This is a genomic window from Chlamydiales bacterium, assembly GCA_041395025.1.
Lineage (GTDB): Bacteria > Chlamydiota > Chlamydiia > Chlamydiales > JAAKFR01 > JAJACP01.
The window spans coordinates 448,062-460,967 of sequence record JAWLBH010000001.1 but is presented as its reverse complement, the minus strand read 5'-3'; the positions used below and the strand labels follow the sequence as shown (position 1 = coordinate 460,967).

Below are 12,906 nucleotides of genomic sequence, written 5' to 3'. Positions count from 1 at the left end.
GCATGCTTGTTTCGAAACAAAATAGTCAAAATTTGTTAATTTCTAATTATTTAAGTGCTGCTTTAGTCAAGTTTCTCGATGTTAATCATCGCGATGCTGCTCTTGCTTCTCTTGTGAATTCTCTTCATGAAGAGGGAAAGTTAAAAGATAAGGAAGCATTTCATCATGCGATTCTAGAACGAGAGGCGATCGTTTCAACAGCTATTGGTATGGGAGTCGCCGTACCTCATGCTAAATTATCAGAATATCAAACTTTTTTTATTGCGATTGGGATTCATTTAAAAGGGCTTTCCTGGGACGCCCTTGATGGAGTGCCAGTGCGTCTCATTTTTATGATCGGAGGTCCTGATGATAGACAGACAGAGTATTTGCAGTTATTATCTCGGTTAACTTTAGCAATTAAAGATGAAGAACGTCGAAAAAAACTTTTACAATTTACAAATCCAGAAGACATTATAGCTCTTTTTAGGGGAATATAGTCATGGATTTAAAAATTCGAGATGTAGCTGATTTATTGAATATTTCTGAAACAACAGTAAGACGGTGGTTAGTGGATGGCAAAATTCCTGCTTATTGTATTAATCGGCAATACCGTTTTAGTCGCTCTGAAATTGAAGATTGGTTAATTCAACATAAATTAGAAGAGCATTTCGAAGAGACACAAGAAGAACATCTTCAAAAAGGAAATATGCAATTTAGCCTTTATCGTGCTCTTTATAGAGGCGAGGTATTAAATGATGTCTTGGGAAAAAGTAAATTAGAGGTAGTGAAAAATACGATGAAATATATGGGGGAACGATTTGATCTTGATCCCGATGTATTAACAGATCTTTTTATGGATCGAGAGAACATGATGTCAACAGCTCTTGGTCATGGGATTGCCATTCCTCATACCCGAGATTTTCTTTTGGATACTCATTACGATGTCATCATAGTTGTTTATCCAAAACATTTAATTGAATATGGTGCTCTTGATACCCAACCTATTCATACGCTTTTTTTTCTCTTTGCCAGTGAAGATCGCCACCATCTGAATTTACTTGCAAAAATTGCTCATATTAACGCGAATGAGAAAACTCGAGCCTTTTTTTCCACAAAGCCTTCTAAACCACGTCTTTTAGAATTTGTTAAACATTGGGAAAATTCATTAAATAGCTAGATTTTTTAGTTATTTTAAACTACGATTTCTTTTTTTTATCAAAAGTGTGTTTCTCTTTTATAAAAATTAATAGCAGATTCTAATAAAGTCTCTTATAAGAGATATAGCTAGGAAGAATATTGGAGAAAATGTCTATTTCTTGTTTGTCCTTTGCAATGTTTTTGCACATTTCTTATCTCTCTTACTCCTGTTTAACCGAAATAAATCACGTTTTAATAAAAGGCTCTCTTTGAATTTTTATGAAAACTGTCGTTATAGGCATGTCTGGCGGAGTGGATTCTTCAGTAGCAGCGCTTATCTTAAAAGAACAGGGTTATCAAGTCATTGGACTTTTTATGAAAAACTGGGAAGAAGAAAAATGTTCTGCAGAGGATGATTTTAAGGATGTAGTGTGTGTCTGTGATCAGTTAAAAATTCCATGTTATCCAGTGAATTTTTCTCAGTCATATTGGGATAATGTTTTCTCCTCTTGTCTAAAGAATTATGCTATTGGTGATACTCCTAATCCCGATGTTTTATGTAATCGTGAGATTAAATTTAAAATTTTTTTAGATAAAGCAATAGAAATAGGAGCAGATTTTCTTGCAACAGGGCATTATTGTAGAAGAGAAATGATCAATCAAGAATGGTGTTTAATACGAGGTGCAGATCAAGAAAAAGATCAAAGTTATTTTCTCTATACACTTAAAACGTCTCTTTTAGAAAAAATTTTATTTCCGATTGGAGAAATGAAAAAAAATATAGTAAGAAAATATGCAGAATCTGCAGGATTAGTAACAGCTCAAAAACCTGATAGTCAAGGGATTTGCTTTATTGGGAAGCGAAATTTCAAAAAATTTCTTTCAAATTTTATTCCTAGTCAGAGAGGAAATTTAGAACGACTCAATGGAACAGTTGTGGGGCAACATGATGGCATTGCCTTCTATACTATTGGACAACGACGAGGATTGAATATTGGCGGCAAGGGTAAGGCATGGTATGTTGTTGGAAAGGATCCTAGCCGTAATGTCATCTTTGTCGAACAGGGAGAAAATCACCCGACTCTTTACCGTACTAAACTTACGATTCACGATTTGAATTGGGTGGGGAGTCCCCCTTCTCTTCCTTTGTACTGCACTGCAAAGGTAAGATACCGCAGTCCTGATACCCCTTGTACTGTTTTCGATGGAAATCAAGTGGTTTTTGATCAACCTCAAAAAGCAGTCACTCCTGGACAATCCATTGTATTTTACCAAGGTCACATTTGTCTTGGAGGGGGGATAATCAATTCATTTTGAACAAAAACTCTAGACATCATTAGCTTGTAGCTCCCATTTTTTCTTTTTTAAGGAGTTCTATTTCTTCAAAAACTAGTTTTTCATCTTTTACTTTGACTAGATAACGGTGAGATTCTCCTGGATTACGAATGAGTTTCTCAGCAAGAGGATCTTCAATGTGTTGCTCAATAATTCTTCTAATTGGTCGAGCACCCATCTCAGGAGAATTGTCAAGCTTAACAAGAAGATGAATCGCATCTTCTGTCAGTTCTAAATGAATTTGATGTTTAGCAAGACGTTTTTCTACTTTTTCAATCTCAAGATGTACAATTTGTCCGAGCGCTTTTTCATCTAGCGGACGGAAAATGACTGTCCCATCAATCCGGTTCAAAAATTCAGGTTTTAAGTGTTTTTTCATTGCTTTTTCAATTTTCTCTTGGATCGTTTTATAATCGTAACCACTAGTTTTGGCACTAAATCCAATCTCTGTTGAATGACGGATTAGATCAGCACCAAGATTCGAAGTCATAATCACAACTGCATGACGAAAATCGATTTTACGTCCAAATGAATCCGTTAGCCTTCCTTCTTCTAGGATTTGTAAAAGCAGATCCATGACATCCGGATGGGCTTTTTCAATTTCATCGAAAAGGATCACAGAATAAGGACGTTGGCGTACACGTTCAGTTAACTGTCCTCCTTCCTCATGTCCTACATATCCAGGAGGAGATCCAGTCATTCTGCTGATTGCAAATTTTTCCATGTATTCTGACATATCAACTTGAATAAGAGCATCTTCTCCACCATACATAAGAGTAGCAAGAAGACGTGCAAAATGGGTTTTTCCTACACCTGTTGGACCTAAGAAAAGAAAAGAACCTGTTGGACGATTTGGATCTTTAATCCCAGCTCGCCCTCTGCGAATCGCTCTACAGACAATCCCAACAGCTTCATCTTGACCAATGATTTGTAGGCGCAGAATTTCTTCCATTTTTAGTAATTTTTGAGTCTCTTCCTCTGTCAGCTGAGTAATTGGAATCCCAGTTTGAGAGGCTATCACCTGTGCAACAGCTTCTTCGTCTACAGGAATTTGATGTTCTTCCTTATGATTTTCCCATTCGCTACGAATCATTTGAAGTTTTTCCCGGAGCTTTTTCTCTTGATCTCGAAGACGAGCAGCTTTTTCATACTCTTGAGTGCTGATCGCTTTTTCTTTAGCAGACCGGGTTTCTTCTATTTCACCTTCAATAGATGAGATATCAGAAGGTTGATTCATAGTCGCAATACGCATGCGTGCACCAGCTTCATCAAGCAGATCAATCGCTTTATCAGGAAGAAATCGTCCATAAATATAACGATCTGAAAGAATAGCAGCGGCTTCTATAGCTTCATTTGAAATAGCGACATTGTGATGATCTTCATACTGTTTTTTTACACCATTTAAGATTTCAATTGTATCTTCTACACTAGGAGGCTGAACAATAATTTTTTGAAAACGGCGTTCAAGAGCTGCATCTTTATCAATATGTTTACGATATTCATCAAGAGTTGTAGCACCTATGCATTGTAGCTCACCTCTTGAAAGTGCCGGTTTAAGAATATTTGAGGCATCAATTGCCCCTTCAGCTGCTCCTGCTCCAACAATGGTATGTAGTTCGTCAATAAACAGGAGAATATTACCGTGTTTTTTAATTTCATCCATGACAGCTTTAATACGTTCTTCAAATTGCCCACGGTATTTAGTTCCTGCAATCATTAGAGCAAGATCAAGGCTAATGAGTTTCTTCTTTTTTAAATTATCGGGAACTTCTCCACGTACAATGCGTTGAGCAAGCCCTTCAACAATAGCTGTTTTTCCTACGCCCGCTTCTCCAATGAGCACAGGATTATTTTTTCGACGTCGACAGAGAATTAAAATCAAACGCTCAGTTTCTTGATCGCGCCCAATCACTGGATCAAGCTTATGCTCTCGACTCATTTCAGTGAGATCATAACCATACGCTCTTAGTGCAGGTAGTTTGTCTGTGCCCTTATCCTTCATTTTTGCCACACCACCTGATGGATTAACAGGAGGGAGTTGTAGGTTAAAAGTTTCAAGCTCTTTCAAGACCTCTTTTCGGACCTCTTGTAAGTCAATATTGAGATTTTCTAATACCTGCGCTGCGACACTATCTGATTGACAGAGTAGACCAAGTAAGAGATGTTCAGTCCCAACATAGTTATGACTGAGACTAGAAGCTTCTTCGTTTGCAAAATCAAAAACTTTTTTAACACGACCAGTTAAAGCTGGATCTCCATAGACCTGAATTTCTGGGCCATAACCAACAAGACGCTCAACTTCTCTACGTACGATTTCAAATTCTAGTCCTAGATTACGCAGGACATTTACAGCCACACCTTGACCAAGTTTTAGTAAACCTAGTAGAATATGCTCTGTACCTAAGTAATTATGATTGAGCCTTTGAGCCTCTTTTTTTGCTAGTTTTATAACTTGTTTTGCACGATTAGTGAACTTATCAAACATTGCTTTCTCGCTTATGTATCTTTTTAGAATCTAGGATATATGGTAAAAGAAATAATTAGGCAACTATCTCTTTATTCCTATAGGCTAAATTCAAAACAATGGATTTTTTAATCTGAATAGATCAACACTTGTCTTTGATTGTGTAAAGAATCATTAAAAAATCCAGTTTTTCAATTTGAAAATAGAAGCTAAACTCTCCACCTAGAGCCTCTTCACTATACCTCTGTTATCGATCTTCCATCAACCTCTTTCTGAAGAATTGGTAAATTTACAGAATAGGTGGTTTCTTATCCGTAGAAAAATGTATTAGCAAAATTTCATATCAAAAACTAAATATTTGATTTTCAATGATTGATTTATCATAAAAAATGATTTTTTTTTAAGTTTTAGTAAACTATCATTATTGGATTATGCATTGGAGATGCTTAGATACTGGGATTCGTAATGCAGCTGCAAATATGGCTTTAGATTCTGCTTTGCTTGCAGATGCAGAATATGAGAGAGAAGCTACTCTTCATTTCTACGAATGGGAGAGAGAAGCAGCAACTTTTGGATATTTTATAGATCCTAAGAAATTTTTAAATCTCGAAGAGATTGTCAACAAAAAGATTGATTTAGCTAAACGTCCGACAGGGGGAGGGATTATATTTCACAATTGCGATTTGGCATTTTCAATTATTGTACCAGCTTCTCATCCAGCTTTTTCTAATAATTCTCTTGAAAATTATGCCTTTGTAAATAGACGTGTGGTTGAAATTATTACTTCTATGACTGACCTTTCTACTCATCTTTTTGTTGAAAACTTAGAGCCTTTTGATAATGATTGTAAGAGTTTTTGTATGGCTATGCCGACAAAATATGATGTCATGATTCAAGGTAAAAAAGTCGGTGGTGCAGCACAAAGAAAAACGAAATATGGTTATTTGCATCAAGGTTCAATCGCGATCGGATCTCCTTCTGAAGGAGATCTATGTCAAGTCTTAAATCAAAAAACTAAGGTATTTGATGCTATCCGAGCCAATAGTTTTTCATTTCTTGGTGAAAATTGGACGCGTAAAGAATTAGAAGAAATACGTAGTGAATTGCGTATTCATCTTAAAAAAAGATTTATGGCTGAAGATTTATGATAAAACGTTTTTTTTCTTTTTTTCTTGTCATACTTGTTTTTTTTATCGCATTGAATCTCTCAGCCCAAGAAGAGAATACCCAGGTAATTGTTTGCGATAATGGTCTTGAAATGTTTAATTGGAATCTTGAGTTTATTCATCATGCACAACAATCGATTGATATTTCAGCTTGTTTTTTAGGAGGAGAAATTGCACGTAAATTATTAACAGCTATTGAAGCACGTTTAGAATTGGTTCCAACAATTCAAGTGAGTATTCTAACTACCCCTATCCTTATTGAAGAAGATGATTTTGTGATTATCAATCGCTTAAAAAATAAGTATCCCCAAAATTTTCGCCTTGAACAGGCTTCTTGTGTGACAATTCTATGGCCGGATGTGAGTGGAATTGATAATCATGTGAAAGTGTGTGTCATCGATGAAGAATATTTTTCGATTGGAGGCACGAATCTTGATGGATCGCAGTGTTCAGAGGGGACTTATACCCCCTTGGTACAACGTAATAAAATTTTTAGAATCATTAATGATAGCCTACCTGCTGGCATGAGGGATCAAGATATTGTAGGAAAGGGACCTATTGCAAAAGAACTTCGCGAAGCATTTTGTAAAATTTTTTCCTTATGGCATTACTATAATCAAACTGGTAAACTAGAAAAGGATCCAGAGGTTTTTTTGGATAATCCTTTTTATTTTACAATTACTCATAAACCTTTTGTCCCCTCTTTTCACCAGTCTAATCAATTGATTCATGTAGATAGTCGTCAGATGAAGTTTTTATTGAGTGGTCCACACCAAGCCACAAATTCCATTACTGAAGAATACGTGCGGTTGATTCAAGAAGCGAAAAAAGAGATCAAGATTGCGAATCTTTATTTGTGTCCAGTTGATGCGATTTTTAATGCACTGCTAGATGCAGTGAATCGAGGAATCAAGCTAACAATCATTACTAATGGGATGAGTGAGATCTCTCCTGATTATGCAAAGTATTTTTGTTGGGCAAATCGTCTTTCCTATCTTCCTTTGTTTCAAGGTGAAAAATTCAATTTTTGGCATTATTGGTCTGTAAAAGATCAAAAACCTAAAAATACACGCATTTATGAATATCACGTAAAAGATGTTCTTTTGCATAAAAAAATCCTGATTATCGATGAGGATATATTTGCTCTTGGCAGCTATAACTTAGGCTTGAAAAGCCATCTTTCAGACTATGAAGCTTTGATGGTCATCCATTCTTCAGAAGTAGTGAAGGCAATTAATCGAGTCTATACGCGTGATCTTGAACATAGTCTTGAAGTTTCATATCAAGAAGCTGTTGATTGGTATTTTAATCCATCAACAGCCTATCTAGGTTCCATTCAGAAACGTTTTAGTGGATTAATCTAAGCGATTTTATTAGAATAAACTCCATTTTGCATGGGTAAGATATGTATCTTCTATCTCTTATAATTTTGCTTTTTACATTTAATTTAGCAAAAGCTGATGAAGACAATGCGGTGATTGTGTGTAAAAATAGCCTTGAAACAGTGGAATGGGATCTTGAGTTCATTCGACATGCTCATCATTCTATTGACTTTGCCCCTTGTTTTTTTGGAGGAGAAATTGCTCGTAAGTTTTTAGCTGCAATTGAATCTAGACTTGAAGTATGTCCTGATTTACAAGTTCATGTTTTAACGTCACCTGTCTTCTTTGAGAAAGAGGATTTTGAAATTTTCGACTATCTAAAAAAAACATATCCAGAGAATTTTCATTTTGAATATGCTGCTAATGTGATCATTGTTTGGCCTGATATAGGAGGAATCAATAATCATGTCAAGTTATGTGTGATCGATGAATCCTATTTTTCAATTGGAGGAACGAATTTTGATACCACACATTGTGCCGATGGAACTTTTACTCCAGAAAGAGAATTTGAAAAATTAAATATCTTTGCAAAACTTGGGCCTGCAGGCACTCGTGATCAAGATATTGTAGGACGAGGTCCTATTGCAATAGAAATTCGACAGACATTATGTAAGCTTTTTGCTCTTTGGCATCATTATAATATGACTAATGATTTTGAGATTAACATTGATCGATTTGAAAAAAATCCATTTTACTTCGAGGTTCTTGAGAAGCCCTTTATAGAAAAATTTGAGGAATCAAAGGAAAAAATTTTTCTTGAAAAAGATCGAATGGAGTATCTCTTCAGTGGCCCCTATCAATTTTGTAATCCGATTACTCAATCCTACACTCGTTTAATCCGCGAAGCTAAAAAAGAGATCAAAATTGCAAATCTCTATATGAATCCTGTAGATGCTATTCTCGAGGCTCTCCTTGAATCAGTGAATCGGGGAGTCAAACTCACCATTATTACCAATGGGCTAAGCGAGAATGCTCCTAATTACAATAGCTATTTTGCTTGGGCGAATCGTCTTTCCTATCTTCCTTTATTTTTTGGTGAAAAATTTAATTTTTGGTCTTCTAATTTAGTCAAAAACATGGCTCCTAAAGATACGCGAATTTATGAATACCATGTCAAAGATATCCTCTTACATAAAAAAGTTATGATTGTGGACAATGCAATTGTAGTCATTGGAAGCTATAATCTTGGAACAAAGAGTCATTGTTCTGATTATGAAACGGTCATGGTAATTCATTCTCCAAAAGTTGCAAGTATGTTTGAGGAAATCTATCAAATTGATAAAGAAAAAAGTCGAGAGATTCATCCCGAGGAGGCAATTGATTGGTACTTTAATCCTCTGATTTCTTACATCGGTCATCTTCAAAAATCTTTTAGTGGATTTCTTTAACCTTATGATGGGGCTTGAAAAGGGGAATAAGATTTCCTATACTTTTATGATCACAACATTAGGATAATTTCATGCTTCATTTTTTTAGAAAGCATCAAAAATATTTTTTCATATTCACTACAATTATTATTGTAACGAGTTTTCTTTTTTTTGGGACCTATCAGGCTTTTGCCCCTGGATTAGGAGAAAATAAAGGGAATGAGATTGTCTTCTATACTCCCAATGGGAAAGGAATAAAGTCTGCTCATTTTAGTCACATGATCGATTTTCTTAACCGAGAAGACTGGATGGAATCATTTAAATTCTTCGATGGTAACTATCTGAATGATGGGTTGATTTCTAAAGATTTTCTTGAGGGAGGACTTGCCATGTGTTTATTTACACGATGCAAAGAAGAATACCAAAAGGATTTAGAGATACGACTGATGAAGGAAAGAGATTATCAACCCTATCAACACCCCTATATTTCTTCTCTATCTGTTTTAAAAATCTGGTCTCTGTTTGCTTCTGAGATTCCTGAAAAGTTAAACCTTTTACAGACAGCTGTAGATCCTCTAAATTCTTTTCAAAACCGCATGGATCTTTTTTTATCTGAAAAATGTTTTCCTCCTGCCTTTCTCACTAATTTACTTCGTTATCAAGAAAAGGAATGTTTACGTAAGTCAGCCGATCCGCGTCTAACGAAGGATCCTATCACCCTTTTTAATTATCATGATCTTAAAGATTGGTTTGGCGAAAAATTTGTAGAGCATATTGCAAAAGTGGTGATTCAAATCGCTGAAATCGCTCGTAATGAGGGATATTTTGTTTCTCGTGATGAACTACTGGCAGATATTCTAGTGAAAAATCAAAAAACCTATGATGCAATTTCAGCCAATCTTGATCTACCCATCAAGACGAGCCAAGAACTTTTAGAAATCTACCTTCATCATAAAGGGTTAGATGAATCTGCAATCCTTGATATTTGGGAAGATATTTCTTTATTTAGAAGAATGATGCAAGCCATCCAATCTACCCTTCTTGTTGATCCATTAATTTTTGAGCAATTTTATCATTCTGCAAATGAATCTGTTGTGTTGGAACTCTATCAAATGGCCTCTGATTACCGATTTAACAGTCATGAATCTAAGGAGATATTTGCAACTTATCTAGAAGCGATTAGACCAGATTCTTTAAATCATGGACTTCCTGAATCATATGCTTCAATTGAGACTATAGAGAGACGTGCTCCTGAGATTGTAGGAAAGCGTTATCCTCTTTCTGTCGGATACATTGATAAAAACCTTCTTCAAGCCAAAGTCAGTATCAAAGAGACATGGGATTGGGAACTTGCAAATTGGGATCAAATTACAACCTATTTTCCTGAACTTAAATCTATAAAGGGGACTCCTTTTGAAGTCTTAGATCGAATAGAAGATCGAAAAAAGATCGATATTTATGCAGCTGCTCAAATTGTTGAAGCTCATCCTGATTGGTTGGAAGAGGCCCTTATTGAGGCTCCGATGAAAAAAATGGATATTTTTCTATCTCCTGCTGGGAAAGGAGAATTCCTTCCAGGTCTAAGTGATAGATCTGCTTTTCAAGAGCTATTAGACCAAAAAGAGGAAATTATTGGTTATACTCAAGATCAAAAGTATTACTATCGTATTCTTGTTAAAGCTCATCCAGAGACGAAAGAAATTCTTCCTTTTAAAGAAGCAAAGCAATTTTTATCTAGATCCCCTTTAAGAAATGAGATTTCTTTTGCCTCTTATCTCGAAAAATATCGTGAAATGGCTGGATCTGGCATTTGGGAGATCGAGAAAAAAGAGATCACAGTCTCACGTGCTCAGCCACTATTCATTAAATTTGATGAGGTTATTGGTGTCAAAGATGGAGAGTTTTCTCCTGTATTTAGTGATAAAAAAGAAGGTGTCTATTGTTTTCGACCAAAGAAGATCCCCATTGATAACAACATTCGGATAGAAAAATGGATAGGCGTTCAAGAAATTCTTACAAAAGAGATCAAAATTAAATTTTTCGAATCTCTATTAAACCAAATATGTTTGATGAACTGAACGAGTCTTTATCTGATTTATCCCCTATGGATTTTTTTCAGATTCGAGCTAATTGTCTCTATGGAAAGACAATATCTAAGCAACATTTGCTTCCAAATCTTTCTCAAATATATGGACTCTCTTTTTTTGCAGATCTCTATATGGGATGGAGTGAGGAGGGAATTTCTATTGAAGTTGAGATGACAGAAAGATTTAATCAACCTAAGTTTCCTGATTTTAAGATTGCCGATTCGATTGAACTTTTCTACGATACACGTGATATTAAAACTACTGGTTATAATACTCGCTTTTGTCATCATTTTTATTTTCTTCCAGAACCTGTCGAAAACAATGGCAGTTGGGTTCAAGCGGGCGAAATAACAAAATTTCGAAATGAGGATAAACACGAGTTATCTGATCAAGACAATCTCAAAATCAAAAAAATTAAAAATGGACAGTTTAGAATTTTTATTCCTTCTAAATCTTTGTATGGATATGATCCTCTTCAGTTTCCTAGACTGGGGTTTACTTATCGCATTAATCGGCTCAATAATGACTCACAATGTTTTTCTGCTGATGATAGACATTTTATGATAGAACAACAACCTTCTCTCTGGGCAAGTTTAAGGCTTGTCAAATGAAATATACAGAATCACATGAATGGATAGTAGTGAATGAAGAGATTGCTACAGTCGGAATCTCTGATTATGCAGAAAAAGAGTTTGGGGAAATTGTCTATATTGAACTGCCAGTTGAAGGATCTTCTGTTAAGGCAGGAGATGAAGTGATTGTTTTAGAATCAACTAAAGCAGCTGTTGATATCTATACTCCTGTGAGTGGGACGATTGTTGCGATCAACTCTTCATTACGCGATCATCCAGAAAAGGTCAATACCTCTGCAGAAGAGAATGGTTGGCTTTTTAAAATTCGGTTAAGTAACCCAGCGGAACTTGATCTTCTTATGGATAAAGAAACATATCAAAAATATATTAAAAATGTTTGATTTTTCTTAAAAATTCATTCCTTGTTAACACCTTTTTTCAAAATATAAAGAGAGCTTATGGCAAATCAAGTAACAAATGAAGAATTAGTGACTTTATTTTTAGGAGAAGGTGATGTTTTGAATCAATTAACCTACCGCCAAGAGCAGGAAAAAGCTTTAGTAGAAAAGATCAATCTTTTGGCTTTACAAACCCAAAAAGAAAGTGTTCTCGATATTATGTTTAATCAAAAATTAGATATAAGGATTATGGGGAAATTTAAAAATACAGGGGTGTCTTACCAACCAAAAAAAGAAGGTATAGAGGTTTGGCTTGCTTGTAAATATAAGAGAGAAGTCTTGGGAGCTAATCTGACATCGAGCAGTATAGCTCAAGCTGTCAATGGTCTTTTTACAGATATTTTGAAGAAAATACAACCAGTAAAAACAGCGGGTCGGCAATTATTTAAAACACCATCCTACAAAGATGTAGTGAAGAAAAAGGAATTATTAGCTTTATCTGATCTAGAAGATGAAATTAAGAGAAAAGAACAATTCTATGAAGAGCTCGTACTCTTTTTGCAAGAAAATGATCAGCTAAAATCTGTTGAAGAAGAGATCAGAAAAAATTTGGTTTTTAGCTCTTCACAAAGAACTATTCGTACAGAAAGAATCGAGATTAATCACAAACCAGGAGAGATTTTATTCAAACTGGAGTGTCAATTTCATTTTGAATATGGAAAAAAGACTATTCAAAAAGATCCTCAAGAGGATGCTTTGATGTGTGAGGAGTATTTTATCTACATTAAAAATGTATGTGGGATTTTTTATAATCAAAAACTCATTGGAGAGGGAATAAAAGAAGAGGAAAGGATAGAATTAGATATCAGACACAGTGTATCAGATCTCATCAAATTAGCTCTCGCAGAAGCAAAGTTGTGGGTGAATAAACAACGAATAGAGAGGCTATCTTTTTGATTTTAATAAGTCTAATATTAGACTTCTTTATAAGATGCATAAATTTCCTAATTCCATCA

General features: G+C 35.2%; 11 protein-coding genes. 10 read left to right on the top strand and 1 reads right to left on the bottom strand.

Translation table 11 applies throughout. The features are described 5' to 3' along the window. The first annotated feature begins 2 nt into the window (after positions 1–2). From R3E91_02060 to mnmA, 3 genes are all read left to right on the top strand, one after another. Positions 3–479: a PTS sugar transporter subunit IIA gene (locus tag R3E91_02060; GenBank protein ID MEZ5314984.1), complete on the top strand. Its 477-nt coding sequence runs from the start codon at positions 3–5 to the stop codon at positions 477–479. Positions 480–481: 2 nt separating this feature from the next. Further along, positions 482–1,159: a PTS sugar transporter subunit IIA gene (locus R3E91_02055; GenBank protein MEZ5314983.1), complete on the top strand. Its 678-nt coding sequence runs from the start codon at positions 482–484 to the stop codon at positions 1,157–1,159. 239 nt (positions 1,160–1,398) lie between these two features. Then, positions 1,399–2,436, top strand: a complete 1,038-nt coding sequence (mnmA, locus tag R3E91_02050; GenBank protein MEZ5314982.1) for a tRNA 2-thiouridine(34) synthase MnmA — start codon at positions 1,399–1,401, stop codon at positions 2,434–2,436. 19 nt (positions 2,437–2,455) lie between these two features. Here mnmA and R3E91_02045 read toward each other — a convergent pair whose 3' ends face one another. After that, positions 2,456–4,939, bottom strand: coding sequence for an ATP-dependent Clp protease ATP-binding subunit (locus R3E91_02045; GenBank protein MEZ5314981.1), 2,484 nt, complete (start codon positions 4,937–4,939; stop codon positions 2,456–2,458). Between the two features lie 410 nt (positions 4,940–5,349). On the opposite strand from R3E91_02045, the gene R3E91_02040 reads away from it, so the two are divergent. From R3E91_02040 to R3E91_02010, 7 genes are all read left to right on the top strand, one after another. After that, positions 5,350–6,066 (top strand): lipoate--protein ligase family protein, encoded by a 717-nt coding sequence (locus R3E91_02040; protein ID MEZ5314980.1) that lies wholly within the window; start codon positions 5,350–5,352, stop codon positions 6,064–6,066. Beyond that, on the top strand, positions 6,063–7,448 hold the full coding sequence (locus R3E91_02035) for a phosphatidylserine/phosphatidylglycerophosphate/cardiolipin synthase family protein (protein MEZ5314979.1): 1,386 nt from the start codon (positions 6,063–6,065) through the stop codon (positions 7,446–7,448). The genes R3E91_02040 and R3E91_02035 overlap by 4 nt, the downstream gene beginning before the upstream one ends. Before the next feature lie 41 nt (positions 7,449–7,489). After that, the gene (locus R3E91_02030; protein ID MEZ5314978.1) at positions 7,490–8,854 is read left to right on the top strand and encodes a phosphatidylserine/phosphatidylglycerophosphate/cardiolipin synthase family protein; all 1,365 of its coding nucleotides are present in this window, start codon (positions 7,490–7,492) and stop codon (positions 8,852–8,854) included. Positions 8,855–8,925: 71 nt separating this feature from the next. Next, entirely contained in the window at positions 8,926–10,911 is a 1,986-nt protein-coding gene (locus tag R3E91_02025; protein MEZ5314977.1) for a hypothetical protein, read from the top strand. A 26-nt stretch (positions 10,912–10,937) separates the two neighbouring features. Next, a complete protein-coding gene (locus R3E91_02020; protein MEZ5314976.1) occupies positions 10,938–11,531 on the top strand; it encodes a hypothetical protein in 594 nt (197 codons plus the stop codon). Continuing rightward, on the top strand, positions 11,528–11,893 hold the full coding sequence (gene gcvH, locus R3E91_02015; GenBank protein MEZ5314975.1) for a glycine cleavage system protein GcvH: 366 nt from the start codon (positions 11,528–11,530) through the stop codon (positions 11,891–11,893). Before R3E91_02020 ends, gcvH begins: the two co-directional genes overlap by 4 nt. Before the next feature lie 57 nt (positions 11,894–11,950). After that, on the top strand, positions 11,951–12,847 hold the full coding sequence (locus tag R3E91_02010; protein MEZ5314974.1) for a hypothetical protein: 897 nt from the start codon (positions 11,951–11,953) through the stop codon (positions 12,845–12,847). Positions 12,848–12,906: the final 59 nt, after the last annotated feature.

Bases quoted from the DNA above. Each gene is read 5' to 3' on its own strand.
- mnmA (MEZ5314982.1), top strand. From the start codon at position 1,399: ATGAAAACTGTCGTTATAGGCATGTCTGGCGGAGTGGATTCTTCAGTA.
- R3E91_02025 (MEZ5314977.1), top strand. From the start codon at position 8,926: ATGCTTCATTTTTTTAGAAAGCATCAAAAATATTTTTTCATATTCACT.
- R3E91_02040 (MEZ5314980.1), top strand. From the start codon at position 5,350: ATGCATTGGAGATGCTTAGATACTGGGATTCGTAATGCAGCTGCAAAT.
- gcvH (MEZ5314975.1), top strand. From the start codon at position 11,528: ATGAAATATACAGAATCACATGAATGGATAGTAGTGAATGAAGAGATT.
- R3E91_02035 (MEZ5314979.1), top strand. From the start codon at position 6,063: ATGATAAAACGTTTTTTTTCTTTTTTTCTTGTCATACTTGTTTTTTTT.
- R3E91_02020 (MEZ5314976.1), top strand. From the start codon at position 10,938: ATGGATTTTTTTCAGATTCGAGCTAATTGTCTCTATGGAAAGACAATA.
- R3E91_02030 (MEZ5314978.1), top strand. From the start codon at position 7,490: ATGTATCTTCTATCTCTTATAATTTTGCTTTTTACATTTAATTTAGCA.
- R3E91_02010 (MEZ5314974.1), top strand. From the start codon at position 11,951: ATGGCAAATCAAGTAACAAATGAAGAATTAGTGACTTTATTTTTAGGA.
- R3E91_02055 (MEZ5314983.1), top strand. From the start codon at position 482: ATGGATTTAAAAATTCGAGATGTAGCTGATTTATTGAATATTTCTGAA.
- R3E91_02060 (MEZ5314984.1), top strand. From the start codon at position 3: ATGCTTGTTTCGAAACAAAATAGTCAAAATTTGTTAATTTCTAATTAT.
- R3E91_02045 (MEZ5314981.1), bottom strand. From the start codon at position 4,939: ATGTTTGATAAGTTCACTAATCGTGCAAAACAAGTTATAAAACTAGCA.